At 53.8% G+C, this 16,988-nt stretch carries 15 protein-coding genes; all 15 read right to left on the reverse strand.

What is annotated here, in order from left to right; all coding sequences use genetic code 11:
* Positions 1-52: 52 nt before the first annotated feature.
* The gene (locus ACOTZF_RS17625) at positions 53-4,741 is read right to left on the reverse strand and encodes a phage tail tip fiber protein (RefSeq protein WP_421636135.1); all 4,689 of its coding nucleotides are present in this window, start codon (positions 4,739-4,741) and stop codon (positions 53-55) included.
* A 21-nt stretch (positions 4,742-4,762) separates the two neighbouring features.
* Entirely contained in the window at positions 4,763-5,350 is a 588-nt protein-coding gene (locus tag ACOTZF_RS17630; RefSeq protein ID WP_023316017.1) for a tail assembly protein, read from the reverse strand.
* Positions 5,338-6,135 (reverse strand): C40 family peptidase, encoded by a 798-nt coding sequence (locus ACOTZF_RS17635; protein WP_421636136.1) that lies wholly within the window; start codon positions 6,133-6,135, stop codon positions 5,338-5,340. Before ACOTZF_RS17635 ends, ACOTZF_RS17630 begins: the two co-directional genes overlap by 13 nt.
* Positions 6,128-6,826 carry a phage minor tail protein L gene (locus ACOTZF_RS17640; RefSeq protein ID WP_421636137.1) on the reverse strand — a complete coding sequence of 233 codons (699 nt, stop codon included), beginning with the start codon at positions 6,824-6,826 and terminating at the stop codon, positions 6,128-6,130. The genes ACOTZF_RS17635 and ACOTZF_RS17640 overlap by 8 nt, the downstream gene beginning before the upstream one ends.
* An 89-nt stretch (positions 6,827-6,915) precedes the next feature.
* Positions 6,916-7,251, reverse strand: a complete 336-nt coding sequence (locus ACOTZF_RS17645) for a phage tail protein (protein ID WP_000440566.1) — start codon at positions 7,249-7,251, stop codon at positions 6,916-6,918.
* Positions 7,252-7,292: 41 nt separating this feature from the next.
* A complete protein-coding gene (locus ACOTZF_RS17650; protein WP_421636138.1) occupies positions 7,293-11,876 on the reverse strand; it encodes a tape measure protein in 4,584 nt (1,527 codons plus the stop codon).
* Between the two features lie 7 nt (positions 11,877-11,883).
* A complete protein-coding gene (locus tag ACOTZF_RS17655) occupies positions 11,884-12,108 on the reverse strand; it encodes a hypothetical protein (protein ID WP_000952684.1) in 225 nt (74 codons plus the stop codon).
* A 125-nt stretch (positions 12,109-12,233) separates the two neighbouring features.
* On the reverse strand, positions 12,234-12,551 hold the full coding sequence (locus tag ACOTZF_RS17660) for a hypothetical protein (protein ID WP_000163862.1): 318 nt from the start codon (positions 12,549-12,551) through the stop codon (positions 12,234-12,236).
* Positions 12,552-12,610: 59 nt separating this feature from the next.
* A complete protein-coding gene (locus tag ACOTZF_RS17665; RefSeq protein WP_045339234.1) occupies positions 12,611-13,357 on the reverse strand; it encodes an Ig-like domain-containing protein in 747 nt (248 codons plus the stop codon).
* A 74-nt stretch (positions 13,358-13,431) separates the two neighbouring features.
* On the reverse strand, positions 13,432-13,815 hold the full coding sequence (locus ACOTZF_RS17670; protein ID WP_000469441.1) for a minor capsid protein: 384 nt from the start codon (positions 13,813-13,815) through the stop codon (positions 13,432-13,434).
* A 1-nt stretch (position 13,816) separates the two neighbouring features.
* Positions 13,817-14,290, reverse strand: coding sequence for a hypothetical protein (locus ACOTZF_RS17675; RefSeq protein WP_421636139.1), 474 nt, complete (start codon positions 14,288-14,290; stop codon positions 13,817-13,819).
* Positions 14,281-14,625, reverse strand: coding sequence for a hypothetical protein (locus ACOTZF_RS17680; protein ID WP_001027662.1), 345 nt, complete (start codon positions 14,623-14,625; stop codon positions 14,281-14,283). Before ACOTZF_RS17680 ends, ACOTZF_RS17675 begins: the two co-directional genes overlap by 10 nt.
* Positions 14,626-14,722: 97 nt before the next feature.
* Positions 14,723-15,556, reverse strand: coding sequence for a hypothetical protein (locus tag ACOTZF_RS17685; RefSeq protein ID WP_000057119.1), 834 nt, complete (start codon positions 15,554-15,556; stop codon positions 14,723-14,725).
* Positions 15,556-15,990 (reverse strand): hypothetical protein, encoded by a 435-nt coding sequence (locus ACOTZF_RS17690; RefSeq protein WP_000801184.1) that lies wholly within the window; start codon positions 15,988-15,990, stop codon positions 15,556-15,558. The genes ACOTZF_RS17685 and ACOTZF_RS17690 overlap by 1 nt, the downstream gene beginning before the upstream one ends.
* Positions 15,991-16,033: 43 nt before the next feature.
* Positions 16,034-16,957, reverse strand: coding sequence for an Ig-like domain-containing protein (locus ACOTZF_RS17695; protein ID WP_001115046.1), 924 nt, complete (start codon positions 16,955-16,957; stop codon positions 16,034-16,036).
* Positions 16,958-16,988 lie beyond the last annotated feature (31 nt).

The raw sequence follows: 16,988 nt of genomic DNA on the forward strand, positions 1-16,988 counted from the left end.
GAAAGTGCGGGCATTCCCGCCCACATAAGTAAGTACGTACCTACCATTGTAATTAATGAATAGTCACCGAACCAGAAATTTTATATAGCATTAGAATTCCGGTGAACTGGAGATATCCTCTATCGCCCCTGTTTGGAAACTGAACTGTCAGATTTTGGGTCGCGCCATACGACGAAGCCGGTATCCTTAATAACAAGTTATTCCATTTTTTTGTAGAATCGCCACTTGAACCATCGTTTCCTGTGTCATATTGGAAAACGATCGACTCATCACATCTAATTGTGACGTTCTGTCGCCAAAGGGTATGCGCAGCAGTTGTCCCTAAAAATAAAAAAACTCTTTCGAAAGGTGCACCATGTATGGTTGCAATTGGGTAACGCGTACCCGAGCTAGTGCCAGTTGAATTTCCCCAAACCTTATCGGTCAAATTGGATGATGCTGTAATAATGTCTCCATAGATGTTTTCAGCGAATAGCTTTTTAACAGTACATGTCTCATCAATTACGACATTACTCATCCTTCCCGTTGTTGCAATAATCTCCCCTCTGGCTTTGATGTTCTGAAATTCAGAAGAGCCATTTTTGTTTATATTCCATCCTCTGACACCGCTTTGAAAGTCGTTAGACTGAATGAACTGCCCTATTTTTGCATTATCGATAGTGCCATTTTGTATCCAAGCTCCGCTCATATATGCCACACCGTTTTCAATGACGAAAGGCGTTGTAACCTTTCCATTCACTGAGTTCACCAATCCAAAACGGTCGGCTTGAACAAGGAATTGAGACAGACCAGTGCTGTCGATCCCCAACGCAATGCCGGCAACATACTTCTGCCCACCGCTTGTCGATGTCTCCATCTTAAGCGTCCAGGCTGTAGAGACTTTTTTATTGGTGTCCGCAATAGCTGTCGCCTGTTGTTTAATCGTTGCAGAGTTACCGTCAACAGAGGCTTTTAGCGTATCGATACGTGATCCCAGCGCCCCATCAGCATTTGCCCTGGCGTTCGCCTCGGACGTAACTGCTGCATTAATATCCTTGCCAGTCTGGGCTTTCAGGCTTGTGATCTGCCCGGCCAGCGCCGAATCGGCATCGGTACGAGCTTTAGTCTCAGTAGCAACCGCTGCTTTGATGTCCTGCGCAGTCTGGGCCTTTAACGTGCTGATCTGAGTTGCCAGTGCGCTATCTGCGTCAGTACGCGCTTTCGTTTCACTGGCAACTGCCGCCTTAATATCCTCACCCGTCTGGGCCTTGAGGCTGGTAATCTGTTTGGATAATGCCTCATCCCCCGAAGCTCGGGCGATCTGCTCTTCGGTAAGAGCCGCACTAATGTCACCTTCTACCTTCGCCTGCAGTGACGTAATCTGCCTGGACAAGGATTCATCCGCAGTGGCTCTGGTCTCCTGCTCAGAAACAATGGCCGCAGAAATATCATCATTGATCTGGGCTTCCAACTTGGTGATTTGTGTTGCGATCGCCTTATCAGCCTCTACGCGAGCCGTTGTCTCTTCCAGAATCGATGTCCGGATGTCCTCACCAATTTCTGCGCGGATCTCTTCCACTTTTGAGGCCATTGCAGACATATCGTCGGCAAACGTCTTCTGAGTGGTGGCGATCTTCGCGTTATTGACCATTTGCTTGTGCTGGTCTTCATCCTGACGCAGAGCGAGGTCAATATTGGTTTTGGCCAGAGCCTCGATATTGGTCGATACTTCCGCGCTGGCGCGTTCGACTTCGGCAACGGTCTTTTTCATCTCTTCGACGGCGGCAACGCTGTCATCGACGGAGGATTTCATTGCCTCAATCTGTTTGGCATTTGCCTTATCGCCTTCGACACGGGCTTCACGCTCTTCAGCAATCAGCGCGGAGGCATTGTCGAGCGCAGCGTGTGCCGCTTCCACAGCACCTGCAACGGCGTTGCCCTGCTCGGAAACGGTCTCCTGCAACTCAACCAGAGCCGCATTAGAGTCCTCAACCTGTTGCAGCGCGTCGTTGACCTTGTCCAGCGTGCCAGAGACTTCATTTTTGAGGTCGTTCTGGGCCTGTTCAAGCCGACCGCTGGTGTCTTCCAGTTTGCTGTCCAGATCGGTAACGGACTGATCAAGCTCTTTCAGGCTTTCTTCCATCTGTTTGTTGATGGCGTCGACCGCATCCTGAGAGGCTTTAGAGTCGATTTCCTCCAGCAGCTCCTGTCCCAGCTCGGAAGAGGTGATCTTCCCGGTAAGGAATGAGAGGACGTCTCGCGTCATCGCTTCCGTACCAAGATTGGAGTTCGGCGGGCTTAACATGCCACGCTTGTTCACCGCGCGAACCCAATAGTACCAGGTCTCGCTATCCCCAAGACCGGCATGGGTGAACGTGGTGCTGGCAGCCTCTGCAATCAACTTTGCCGTTTCCAGATCGTTGGTCTGGGAGGCGTACACGTTGATGTGATCGAGGTCGATTGAGTCCGGGTTGACCCAATTCAGAATCACGTTGCGGTAGTCACCCACGGCCGTCAGAGAGGTAGGAGAGCCTGGCGGCGTCATCGTACCTTTCACCTGATAAACGGTGCTGATGATATCCGTCTTCTTGCCGCTGAACGAAACCGCATAGAGCTGAATGTCGTACTGACCATTCTCGGCAATATTGAGGATCTCGAACTGCTCTTCGGTAACGCGTGCGGACTGCCAGTTAGAGACGTTGTTCTCATCGGAACGACGCCAGCTGATCCAATATTCCGCAGACTTACCTTCCCAGGTGGCAACGAGCTTGATTGAGAGGTTGCCCGGACTGGAGATATACGTCCCTTCCGTCACCTGCAGGTTGGTCGGCTTCGAATAAGTCGGGTCGAGAACGGTGTTGTTCTCGGGGATCAGCGTCGCGCCGTTGTCGATGGCTTCGTACTTCGATGCGTTATTCTGGACAACGGTAACGTCAAACGTCCCCTGAGCCTCGCCCTGGGCAACGTTGATAACACGCACGCGCATTGGTTCCAGATCTGGCTCGGTAATCGTCCAGACGCCATTCATAACCGGCATATCACCAGAATTGAGCGCTTTGGAGAAGGTCACTTTGGTAATGTCTTCCCCGGTCTCAAGAATATCGCGCTCAACGATTTCTCCTTCCTGATTCAAGATCCGGATGTAGCTACTAGCCTTATTCAGCGTAACCGGTGCGTCGAGAGTGATGCTGTTCTTTGTGAACGCCACAATGCGGCCAGAGTTGCGTTTACCAGCACGGTATTTGTTCTGAATCAGCACCGTTTCGCCCGGCATCAGGAAGGAAGCATCCAGCCCTGCCGTAAAGCTGATAACGTCGGACTCCATGCGTGCGGTATACAGCAGCCACAGACCGACACGATGCGCCTGGCCACGGCTGGTACAGCCAAACGCAACCACTTCGGTTTTGCGCTCGCCATAACGACGCATCGCCTCCTGGTCTTCGACGTACTCGATGTTCTGCTTGTAGCCGTCTTCCTTGTTGTTGTAGGTCACAAGAGCCACTGACGGACGGTCTTTACGCGCAGATCCCTTGTAACTGAACATGCCATCTTTGACGTTCGCGTTGGTGAACATCATGACCGGATCTGACGGACTATCCTGCATGACGTTAACCATGCCGCCAGCCCAGAAGACCATTCCGCGGAAGGCGCCAGCGATATCCTGAATCAGTCGGTACGCGTCCTGACGGCTGGTGATCTGGGTGTTGATAGCGAAGCGCTTCTCTTTGCCACCGAAACCATCGTCAATCTCTTCGTCGCAGTAGCGCCCAATCTGGTAGATCTGCCCGAGATCAATCATGGACTCAGAAACGTACTGCCCCAGGCCATAACGAGCGTTGGTAAGCAGGTCGAAGAGAATCCAGGCAGGGTTGGAAGATGACAACAGCTTGAATGTGCCATCCCATACGCCGATATAGGTGTTTGTGTGTTCGTCGTAGTTGGACGGGACGCGGATCTTCAGACCACGCACCAGATACGAACGAGACGGCATCGAGCTGCCGAACTGCTCTGAGTTGACCTTGAGGCCGACCAGCGCGGAGTTCGGGTAGTTCATCGGCGTATCAACAATCTCACCGATAGAGTCCACCCACGTATCGTTAAAGATGTACTGAGTGTTGCTGTCATCGGTCAGACGAAGCACGCGAACCTTGTAGGCACGACCTGGCTTGGGCAGTTTTAGCTCATAGCTGCGGTAGTAGACGCCCGTCTTTTTTGCCGTCAGCGTAATTTCGGAAGTGCTCTCCCCTTCTGCGATGGCGTCCTTGAAGGCATTATCGCCATTGGCAATCTGGAATTTGTACTTCACGGTCGTACCGTTGGTATCACCGGTCTTTTTGTCAATGCTACGCAGAGACGGGAACTTCAGAATGACGCGGACACGGTCTGCCTCATCGTTATCGATGGCAATCGTAACGTCGTGCATTCTTTTCAGCTGGATGTTGACTGACTTCGGCGTTTCAACGAAATCGAACCCGGACATCGGCGTCTGGTCTTGTGAACCATCGCGGAAGTCCCACGTGATACCGCTAAAGTTTGGAGACCCGTCTTCGTTAAGGATTGGCAGATCATCAACGAAGATCGACTTTGCGCCATCCACCAGCCCGCCAATGACACCCTCCCCGAGCAGGTCGAGGATGGACGCCATAGCACGCGAGTTTACGGTATCGTCGGCTTCAACCGGCGTGCGGCTGGAGCCACTGCTTTTCTTACCGCCAGCACCTGCAATCAGGAGAGGCAGTCTCTTCTTCTTGAAGTGTTCCATGTTCAAAAATTTCCCTTCTTACTAAAGCTGGTCGATGGTGATCGAAGAACTCACAACCTGTGAGCCGACCAGAATTTCCTCGCCATAAATGAGCTGAACCGGGTTGCCCTGGTTAGTGGTGTTTTGTGGCCCGTCGAAATAAAACGAGTTCGAGTTATCTGCCTGCCTTACGCTGTCATTGGTCGCCTGGGGCGAAATTAGCTGCGAAATACCGCCCATCATTAGCGACAAGCCGAGCGGGGCCAGCGCTGGGAACCAGAATGAGGCAACCATGACGAGTGCCCCTACGACTGTCTGGAACCAACCAAAAGCCTTACCGCCACTACCGCGAGGAACCGGTGTGATGCGGATCTTCGCGATGTTGTCGGACTGCCCCATCATTTGAAACTCGCTCTCATCAACCGACCACTTGTGCCCCTGCTTATTGGTGATCTGGATGTGGTAACTGTCGTAGGTCTTCATGTTGCGCTTCATCCATGCTTTTAAGCCCGGACGATTGGCTTCGACCAAATCCAACGCCTGTTTGGTGTTGCGCACTTTTAAATGCCAGTGGCGGCCGAAATGTCTGGCCATCGGGCCACCAAGTTGCACATGAACTAACTCAGACACGTTTCATCTCCCTTGAGTAAGTCTCTATGACGCAGGTGGTGCGTCGTGTGTTTCTGGTACATGCCACCGTAATAAGCGCGACAGCTCAGACGGTCGATCTGGTGGTGCAGGATCATTCCGTCTCCGATGTACACCGCGCAGTGGTCAGGCATCTTTCCGTACTGAATGAAGAAGACGTCACCACGCTGGGGTTCCGTCCCCGGCGCCAGACGAACAAGCCCTTCATTGCGGTAGTTCTGATCGAGAATGTCGGTATCGCCCGTGTACCACGATGGAATATGCAGGTGCGGGTTTGGATTCAACTCGACGTTGAACTCACGCTTCAGGTAGTCGCGGCACAGCATCCAGCAGTCGAAGACACCAAACACATAGGGCCGCCCCAGATAAGGCATCTCAAAGCCGTCTGGGGTGATCACATTCATCTCACTGAAGTGAAATGGCGCATCGCCATCGACATTCTTCCTAACAGCCAGAATCAGCCACGGAACATCCGTTGCCTCGCATCCGGCGCGGTCGGCGTCTGACGCTTCAGCTGATTCGTCAGTGTGGGAGTGCCAGATGGCAACCACGTCTCCCGCATCTTCCGCTGCGATAATGTCGTCAGCGTGCATAACAAACGTGTTTTCCGGGTTTTCCGACACGTTCCGGGCTTCCATGAAGCGATATTTCTCGCCAGTGGTACGTACCAGAAAGCCACACGCTTCGTTCGGGTAGCGTTTGATGGCTGTCAGATAGATTTCCTGCATAACGTCCGAACCAAGCTCCGGGAAAGCTCTATTACCCATAACGCGTTGCTCCAATAAACCCGCCAAAGTGGATTACGCCATTGGCAAAGTAGTTACGGCGTGCGTTGCATGAGTCGTAGCGTTTCGTGCAGTAATCCGCGCCTGACATGGTGGTTTGCTGGTTGTTTTTGTCGAAATAGGGGCCGGTGTAGCCGCACTCTGGACCGCGGTATTTCCACGGGCAGGTGTTTTTGATGATCTGGCGGTACGGCAGCTGCACGCCCATCAGATCGAACACACTCGACAGCTCAAACTCGACAACCTCATGGGTTTCGAGAGTCTTCTGTTCGATGAACCACATCTCATCCGGGAAGTGCTGATTTGGATCTGCGGTTGGATTCCCGTCTTTGAAGTTGGCCGCGTCGAGAAAACGCGCCAGCGTCATCTTGCGGATGATGCGGCAGCCCACCAGATCGTCGTTTGCCTGAACTTCAGCGGAGACACTTCCGGCAAAGTTGGAGACCTGGATTTTTGGACGCGGCAAAGTACCCTGACCAGTCTTATCAAAGCCTGACGCCTTGATTGGCCACGGTTCGTAGGACACGCCTTGCCAAACGACTGGCTCCATCAGTTCGTTTGTACCAGCGTGGAAAAACAGCTTGCCCCCAGAGGTGGTGTTCGACATATCAAGTTCGAACAGCTCAATGAGCGCGGAGGGCGACAAGCTCTGAATATCAGCTTTAATACCCATCGTTTCTTCCTTGAAATAAAGAGGCGCCAACATCCTGTCAGCGCCTATAGATAATAGTAAATAAGTACTTACTTATCTAGTGGGTTAAATTATCCTTCATAAATTTGTCGGAAGGTCGCAGTGAGAACGAGATAGCCCTGGTAACGCTTCACAGTATGGCTGTCGCACACCACAACCATCTTTTTGCCACGAGGGTTCGTCCAGTAGAACGACTCAACGGCCGCGCGTGCCGTCAAAAAGTCATCGACGGCATTAATAACGTCGTAAGAGCGCGTAAATGTCAGGCTCCACTCTTCTTTAATGCGATTGAGACCTTTGGCCTGGCGCTGTTCGTAATCGTCACCGAAATTCAGCACCGTCACGTTAGGCTTCACGGTCTTTTCCGACTCGTAGTCGGGATACCAGTTAAAAGTCAGTCTTTCCATCTCACATCCTTGTGAGACTGCCCCTTCCGGGGCAGCCGTGGTTAGTTACGTTGAGAGTTAGGGTTGAGCGAACCGCCTGGCCGCTTCTCCTGAGCGATGGTTTCAAGCGCGATCGCCTTCATGCGCTGCGCTGCCTGACTCCATGCGCCTTCGGAATTGCTGTTCTCCGAGACACTGCCGTCGCTGCTGACGTTGATCTCAATGCTGACAGGTGAGAAAACGCCGCCACCGCCGCCTTTAACACTCTCTGCGTTGAGCGTGACCGGGATGGAACGCCCATCCGGAAGCGGAACGTAGGCTTCGTTCATATCCCCTTCACCAAACAGCGCCAGCTGTGGAGAGTCAGCGATGCCACCTTTCTGGTACGCACGCAGCGGAACCACGCCGTCTTTCCCGAAAATGCCGCCTTTGGCGAACTTCGGAATTGCCGGGATGCCGCCAGTACCATCAGATGCCGATCCGGTGAGATTGTTGAACCCGGAGTTAGAGCCGGAGGAACCCGATCCGATGTTGTCGAAGCCACCACCAGCCCAGGCAGACACCAGCCCGGAGGCAATGGTAGCGCCGAAGCTCAACCACTTATTGCCAGAGCCGGACATGTTTGCTCCCAGCATGGCAAACGCGGCAGCAAGCGCCCCCGTGACAGAGCTAAGGTTCTGCATGGAGAAGATGGATGTCTTCACCGCTTTGGTTTCCGCGTCTTTGGCTTCAGTACTGGTGAACAGTCCATTCACCCAGCTGCCGATCGCGTTGGTTGCAGAGCCAATCGCGCTGGTCGTCTGCTGAGTGGTCTGCCCCAGACCGGAGACAGAGCTGGAGGTCTCTTTCGTCGCCTCACCCACGCTCTTATCGCCGTTGACCGCATTCATCCGGACGCCCTGGTTGGCAACCGCTAATGCGACACCAGAAAGCAGATTGCCGCTCTGAGAGCTGCCCGCTGCCGTCGTTCCCATCCCCAGCATGTTCATGAGAGGCAGGGTGATCTGCGTCTTCACAACCATGTTGGTGATGTCGCGGAGGATGGATTCTGCCAGGCTGGAGAAGTCCAGTTTCCCCTTCATGACGAAGTCGGTCAGCGTATCCGTCATGTTGCTGAACAGGTTGCTCCAGCTGTTTTCCAGCTGATCGGCCAGATTCTCGTACTCAAGCGCCAGCTTCTGTGTCGCCGTACCCGTCTCTTTGATGAGAGCGGTGTTGCCTGCCGCCACCAGCTGGTTAATCTGCTTGGTGTAAAGCGCCACGATTTTCGGATCAGAAGCCTGGTCACGCAGATCCATCAACGCTTTCAGGTTACGGTTGTAGGTGTCGTTGAAATCGGCCACCTTCTCTTCACGAGACGGCTTGTAACCCGCGCTGATGATGGAATCGGATTCCGGCGCCCAGGTGGAGATCATCTGCTCGACGTTGCGGCGGTTGAACATCTCGCGATAGTCGTCGCTCGCGTTCGCCAGGTCAGCCAGGCGTGACTTGGCTTTGTCGATCATCTCCTGAGTGATGAACTCATTCGGTACGGCGTTGGCCAGTTCGGTCAGCGATTTGGTGGTATCGCGGAGAGACTGATCAAACGACACGGTCGCTTTTGAGCTTTCACCCATCTGCCCCATAAGCTGATCGGCTTTATCCAGGGCTTTCTGGTAGCCGGCCGCCAGCTTACGCTGCGCATTTTCTTCCTTCCTCGCGGCACGCTGAGAAGCATTGGCAGTACGCTGCCCGGCTTTTTCCGCTGCTGCGGCGTCCTGCTCACGCGCTTTGGTCAGTGCGGCGATCGCGGCTGCACGTTCCTCGTCGCTCATTTTCTCCAGAGAGCTGGCGCTGGAGGCTTTCTGCAGGTTCAACTGGGTTTTGAGCTGTTTCGGCCCGATGATCGGCTTGCCTTCGAAGTCCAGCATCGCCGTACCGTCTGGCAGTGTGCGCTGGTAGGTCGCGGAGTCCATCTGGTTCCGCATATACTGCGCCAGTGCTTTCTGAGCCGCTTTATCGGTCGTTCCCAGCCCCAGAACGGTTCCCTGGTTGGACATTACGCCCTTACCGGTTTTCGCCGCGCTATCACGCTCGAACTCCGCCTGAGTCAGCTCCTGAGCAACAGCTTCAAGATGCTCCTGATACCCACGGATGCTGCCTTGTAGCTTCTGAACCTGCTCGGTGTTCCCCTCTTTCTTCGCTTTCTCCAGCATGTCGCTGAAGTGGGCAATTTGCTTCTCGGTTGCGTTTTTGCGAGAAGACAGGTCGTCGACCAGCTTCTGCGCCGGTTCCAGATAGGACTTGTTCACCTTCTCGCGAAGCGGTGCGAGCAGCTTGTTCTTCTCGTCGTCCGAAAGCGATTTGTCGTCGTTGATTTTCTGGATCTTATCCAGAGCCTCCTGACGGGCTTTCACAAACGTCGCAGAGAAGACCTGGTTATCTGCCCGGATTTTCTCAATCTGGGATTCAGCAGCCTCTTTTGCCAGCCGTTTGGCCACCGCGCCATCACCCAGCGCCATCGTGCCTGTGGTTCTTTCGTACTCTTCCTGATTTTTCTTCAGGCGAGCCTCAACAACCTCTTTGGACTCCTTCACGGCTACAGGGCCAGCCGCTGTGGAGTAGTAGTTCACGCTTTCGCCGGTTTTAAGCGCCTGCTGGTCTCGCTGGATCTGCTTTTCAAGCTCGGCTGCACGCGCTGCCATCTGCGCACGCTTGGCCGCCGTCATCGCCTCCGGGATTTTGCGGATCTCATCCACGACTTTGGACGTTTCGCTGCGGAGCATGGTCATATACGTGATAAGACCGGCTACAGCCACGGTAGCTACGGTGAACGCTGCACCAATGGGGTTTGCTGCAATGAACGCAGTTAGCCCAGCAAACGCGCCCTGAAGCCCCGTAATCGCGCCACGGATAGCGAAGATCAGCGACGGGATTGGAGCCAGCCCCATACGAGCCGCACGATTAAAGCGGGTGACAGCTGTCGCGCCCAGATTGAACGGAGCCTGGAGAACGGTCGACATCTTGGCAAATGTGTTAACCATTTGCCCGGCAGTGCCAATCACGCCTGCAATCCCGGCACGCATCAGCTTGAACGCCACCATTGCAGCAACGACTTTGCCCAGGCTGATAACCAGTTCCTGGTTTTTAGCCAGCCACTGCGCCAGCTCGCGTAAGCCGTCGATCGCCGTGGAGAGTCCGGAACCCAGCGAGTTAGCGAACGAAATGCCCTCTGCGCTATTCATGATGGAGGCCAGCTCTTTCATCCCCTTTGAGAGAGAATCCAGATAGCCCGCCTGACCGACACGATCGGCAAACAGCGTAAAGGAGGTTTGCAATTGCGCCAGCGCACCAGTGTAGGTTTGCATCATGTCTTTGGCGGCGTTTTCGTTCTCCGCACGCAGACCAACGAACATCAGCGATAGCGCCTGTTTCGCTTCCACAGTACCGGTGGAGACTGCTTTGGTCAGTTCCCCCATAGTGATACCGGCAGCGTCTGCCATCGCCTTCATCGCGTTAGGAACAGCTTCACCTAATTGCTGACGCAGTTCTTCCATCGACACGACGCCCTTACCGGACATCTGCTGGACAGCCACGGCAGCACGTTTAAGCAGCTCGCTATCGCCGCCGAAGCGTGCAACGGAGTCCACCAGTGCTTTCAGCGATCCGTCAGTAGGATCGAGACCTGCCGAGCGGAATTTAACGAAGGAATCGGTCAGCGCCTGCATCGCAAACGGGGCGTTTTGCGCCATATCCACGATGTACTGCATATCCTCTGCGGCTGCTTTGCCAGGGTTGGCCTTGTCCTTGTTCAGCCCGCGCAACATGACGCGCATACGCTCCATTTCGGAGGCGGCTTCGAGGATTGGCTTCTGCCAGCCAAACAGGATGTCAGTTACCGTTCTTGCTGCATCACCAATCTCGCCCAGCAGGAAAATATTGCCGCGCAGACCAGAGAACACGCCATTTTCAGCACCGCGCCAGCCGTGGCCATTTGTGCCGCCACGTCGACCGCCACCGCCATTACCACCGCCCTCACCGTAGCCGCTGGTGCGCACACGTACCGGCTTGCTGATCAGTTGCTGGCGGCCAATCACGGCATCCATCTGATCGCGGACTTTCTTCAGCCCCTCGGCAGCCTGGCTCGTTGTGACACCCCAATTACTGAGACGCTTCGTCGTGGTGTTAAGGCGCGTATTCATGCCACTCACGGAGGAAGAGGCTTCTTTTACCTCCGTACCGAAGCGGCTGGCGCTCTTGCCAGCGAACGTTGCCCAATCGGAAAACTCGTTGAGTTCAGACTGAACCTTGCGCAGCGATGTGGTGAGTTTATTAACGGATGAGGTGGTTGTGTCGACGCGCTCAATCAGGGTTTTGAGACCTGAGTTGAGGCTGGTAATGTTGCCTCGCGTCTTGCGCGAAACATCAGACACAAGCTCGAAGCCGGCAGCTACATCCTGTAGTTTGTCTGCCGTGGCATCGAGCTTGGACTCCAGAACGCCGATGATGCGGGAGACCGAACCCAACGAACGTTCCAGATTGTTAATTTTCTGAGCGGGCTTTGTGGCCTGCTCCCCGAATCTGGTAAGTAGCTTACCCGCCCGGTCGATTGACGCTGTAAACTGCTTGTCTTCCAGCGACAGGATAAACTCTACGTTTTGTGACATTCCCTTGTCATCCTCTGCCAAAAATTTGCATCAATTGCTCTTTGGCGTCAGGGTCTGCCTTATCCTTGCGTGGATCGTAGACTTTATCGGTTACGACTGGTCTTCCAATCCTGAGTTGCAAACCCTCCATGAACGCCTTCACGCCCTCGCCATCTGCCTGGGCAGCGCGAGCGACTTGCAGGTTGCGGACATCCTCTTCCGCGCGCAGACGGTCGATGTTGCGACTGAGCATCCAGAACATCGTTAGAGGGACGCCCAGCAGCTCTAATGGCGACACGGCGTAGTGAGCAACTACACGACTGAAATAGAATCCGAGATCTATCGATACGGTCTTTACCCCGGATTCATCGCGGGAAATTACTTTGCCCCTTCACCAGCCGCTTTTTCGTTCTCTTCATCAATCACTTCCATAGCGAAGGTGAAGATCTGCTGGAGCTGCGGAACAGTCAGTTTTTCCAGTACAGCGTCCGGCACGGATGGGATGACCTTGCGAACCAGGTCGGCGTAAGCAGTAACCTGCTCAACAGGCGACATGTTCTGGAGGTCTTTGCCTTCCATCTGCTTGATGGAGACGAACAGGCCAACAGTCATTTCAACGATGGGGTATTCCTGACCGCCGAACTTGATGCTTTTCTTCGGAGGCAGAATGGAGTCGAGATCGAGTAATTTGGTCATTGGTTAAAGTCCTTTTAAAAGAGAGGCTCTTCCTGAGCCTCTGCTTAGTTACGTCGCGATTATTGGGCAGAATTAACCGTTACTGCTTTGGTCGCTTTCTTGCCGCCGCTATTGCTGGTAAAGGAGATATTTGCCGAACCTTCAGCTACTCCGCGAACCAGACCAGTCTGGTCAACGGTTGCTTTCTCCTGATTGTCGGATTCCCACACACCGGTTTTGTCACCGGCATCTGCAGGGGTGATCTGGGCAGTCAACTGCACGGTCTCACCGGCTTTAACTTCCGGAGATTCCGGAGAGATAGAGACGGTTTTAACCGGCTTTGGGCCGCTCATTTTCCCCAGCACGCCGTCGTCATCCGGGTAAGCGGTGAACTGAACGGAGAACACGCGAACATCATCAGACTGGTAGGTCATGGTGAAGTTACCTGCGGTCGCAGCTTTCGGGATGGTCAGAACGTAGTCGGTGGTATCCTGCGGGGTCAGAACCAGCTCTTTGGCTACGTCGATCAGGTTGACGCCCTGTGCGGAAGTGATGGTCACAGCGTTATCTTCTTCACTCAGGGTAGAACCCGGCATCAGATCGACCATATTCTGCAACACAGACTCGGCCAGCGGCGCAGTGATAGTGATGTTACGACCCTGCACCAGCTCGGAGATGGTGGTCTGCCCCAGCTGGTCTACGGTGACTTTCAGAGTTTCGGTCGCAACTTCGACCTGAACACCGCCTTTGGTGTAACCCAGATCAACGCCACCAAACGACACTTTGCAGGCGCCAAGTTTGATGTTTTTTACATGGGTATTGGACATTGTTGGAAAACTCCTTTTTCCGTTAAATCAGCACCTTCATGGTGCCAATTGTAAGTATATACTTACTTATTTTATTAATTCAACAAATAGCCCGCAAATTCAATCGGGATACCCGCTTCAATCAACGAACCTTCGTTTTTGGGATAAGTAATCGGCATCGACATTGGCCGAACCAACCGGAAGTAAACGCCCTCTGACACGGTTTCTTCGACCGGGAACATGTCCATGATCTTATTGGCTTTCGCCACCGCCTTTGTGATCGTCGCATTACGCACGATGACGGTGAAAGAGTCGTGATAGAAGCCTTTTAACTCATGGTCAATGGTGATCCCCGTATTGGGAGTAACCAACAGAACACCGGACTTCACATTGGCTGGCATGTAGTGACAGAAAATGTCAGTGCCGACTGTACCGATCTTCGCCTTCTGCATCAGGCTCGCAAATGCTTCAATAAACACATCAACCTCTCGTAAAACCTGCTTTCCTTGCCGCTTCTGCTATCGTCTGAGTGAACTGCTTCTCACTGATCTGCACGGCTCTCTCAAGGAACAAAGGCCCAACTCGTGGCTTCACACCAGCGACTGGCGGGTTGGTGACGCTCTTCATGCGGGAGAGATAGCCTAGACGATACTTGCCCAACTCCATGTACTCCGCATAATCGCCAACCTCAACGCCCGGATGCCCTTCACGTGCTTTGGCTCCAGATACCGATAACTCAATACGCAGCCCGGTATAGCCTTCTTTGACCACTCTCGCGAAGATCGCGCTTTCGAGTGAGCCGGTCTCCAGCGGGGCCATTGCCCGCGCCAGACGCTCAACCAGACGCGCCAGCTTCTCCATGTCACGGATGAGATAACGCTTAAAGGCTTTCTGGCTGTTATTGAGCCTGTCGCCAGCACGCTTAAACTGATGTGCGTCGTACTTCAGACCCATATGTTTGCCCCTACTTCCAGATGCCCAGGGCGCCCACGCAGTCCCCAGCGACGATGCACGCTGGATACCTTCAGCTTTTGCCCCTCCAGAATGAGAACGTCATCAAGCTGCACTGCGGCCTCAAGTGGGATCACCAGAACAGCATCGAACAACTCCAGATTCGCTTTACCGCGACTGCCGGAGCTGTCCGCACGTACCGATGACTTCTCGTTGCTTTGCTCAAACTTAACGACGCCGACGTTCGTCTTCCTGACGAACTGCAATTGCGCTTCACCGTAGACGTTCTTCGAACCCAGACGGTAAATCGCTATCTCTGCTTGCCATGAAATGTTCATGCACTCTCCCTGTGGTTGGCAGCCGCACTCATTACCAGGCGAAGGCGCGATTGCTCGTCTTGAGCCTTTCGACCAGAAGTAAATAATGCGACTGGCGTTACGCACGGCGAACAATCATGCGGTTATTGATGTAACTGACCAGCAGTCGCCAGGTACTGCGAGCCACATGCACATTTGCCGCTTTGCCGGTGCGGTACATATTGGTCGTTTCACCAATGGACTCAGACAGAATGCCGTCCTCGCGGGCTGCCGCTACGTCATTACCGTTAGCGATTTCGCAGGCTTCATTAACCACGGCCAGCATTAATGCCTGTTTGAAGTAGTCCGGGAACTCGTCGAATTTCTCAGGCGTCATCTGCTCCCAATCGATCAGATCGTGACGATATGCCCCGTCAGCGCCCCACGGAATGTCATAGACGTTCAGCATGTTTTGCGGGCGATCGTACCGGTCGAAGTCGATACGCAGGACTTTGCGGATTGAGAACGGCAGCGTTTTGACGCGTCTGGTAGCCTCAATGAGACGTTTGCGCATCAGCCCTTCGCCATCAGCTAACAGGGTGTCGCCGTTCAGCATATCGATAGCTTGCATCTGGGCGTCTGCGACCGTTGCGAATGACTGGCCTGGAATTGACAGCTCGAAGCTATTCAGCAGAACGTACATCTTGCGCTCTTCATGCGTCAGCCCGGATGCCACCGCTTTGACAATGACGTGTCGCAGATCGCGCTCTTTATCTGAAAGCAGGTTGTGTTCGGCCGACACGACAACCGGAATGGACATCTGCCCCTCAGTAATATCGAGAGGTTCGTTATCGACGATGATCGCACCAGCGCCATCTCTGACGGTATACGTGGCCGACTCAATATCCAGAACGTTAAATGCAAACGACAGGGAAACTGCTTCCCCGCTACGGTACGTGTCGATCTGCGCCATTACTCACCGCCCTGTGCTTTCAGGATGCCTTCGATCATTTCAACGATACCTTTGGCTTTCACGCCAATCTGGTTGCCGATCTGACGCAGACCCGCAATACCTTCACAGTCCGCAATCGACTCCAGCTCTTCACGAGTAAAGCGCTGTACCGGTTTGGCTTCCACTTCAGCCGTACCACGTTTCATAGGCACAATATCCGGGGCCGCCGTCTCGACAATGTCGTCCGCAGTTAAATCATTGCGGCTGCTGTACGCGGCAGAAGGAGATACATTTTTGCCTTCAACGGTAGTGGCACGCATGGAGGCACAAATCCGCTGCTGATCGATGAATGGCAGTTCGGCAACCGAGATGCCGTCGACAAACTGGATACCGCAGAGAATGCCCGTGTACCCCAAAAATTGAGGCTCCAATAAACGAATTTTTGCTGGTTTCATTCTTCTTCTCACTTAATGGGCGGCATCGCCGCCCATGTGTTGGTTACGCAGCCGGTGCTGCGGTCACTTCAACGGTCGCAGTGGCTTTGTGGCTACCGTCTTCCGTGGTGACTTCGATAGTGGCAGTACCTGCAGCTACACCGGTCACAAGTCCAGTTGCGCTATCAACCGTCGCGAACTCGGCATTTTTTGACGCCCAGGTTACGCGCTTATTGGTTGCGCCAGCCGGTTCGATGTTCGCGGTCAGCTGTACCGTTTTGTTGGCTTCAACGCTGGTGGTGCTCGGATCGACAGAGACGCCAGTAACAGCAACGACAGGCTCAGTGACTTCAACCGTAGCAGTAGCTTTATGGCTGCCATCCTGCGAAACCACTTCAATGGTTGCCGTACCAACGGCTACGCCAGCTACGTTACCGTTCTGGTCAACGGTCGCTTTGTCGCTATTTTTGGAAGTCCAGGTGACTCTTTTATTGGTTGCGTTTGACGGTTGTACATCAACGCGCAACTTGACCGATTTCCCCTTCTCAACGGAGGTAGAGTCTGGCGTTACCGTAACGGACTCCACGCTTACAGGCTTAACGGTCACTTCGACTGACGCAGAAAGCTGAGTCTGCTTATCGGTGGCGGTGATCTTCACTTTGCCCGGAGTCACGCCAGTAACCAGACCCGTACCGCTGACTGTGGCGACCTGGTCATTGGCCGACGTCCAGGTGAATGAATCTGCGCTTTTGCTCATGGTGATACCTGCACTAAGTTGAACGGTTTTGCCCACCAATACGGACGGCGCAGCCGGTGTAATGGTGACAGACTGAGTGAACGGAATTGCCCGGAAGCAAGCCGCAAGATGGTTCTGCTGGCGCTCGCTCAGAGGCTCGTTGGAGATGGAATTGGTGAATCCGGCACGGCACATATGCCCCGTGAAATCCGCAAACGCCTCTTCCGTGATCTTCATCTTTTGTTCTGGCATTTCTCGCTCCTACAAAAAGGGTGGGCGTATA

The organism is Enterobacter cloacae complex sp. SHL021, assembly GCF_049237765.1.
In the GTDB taxonomy this organism is placed as follows: Bacteria; Pseudomonadota; Gammaproteobacteria; order Enterobacterales; family Enterobacteriaceae; genus Enterobacter; species Enterobacter cloacae.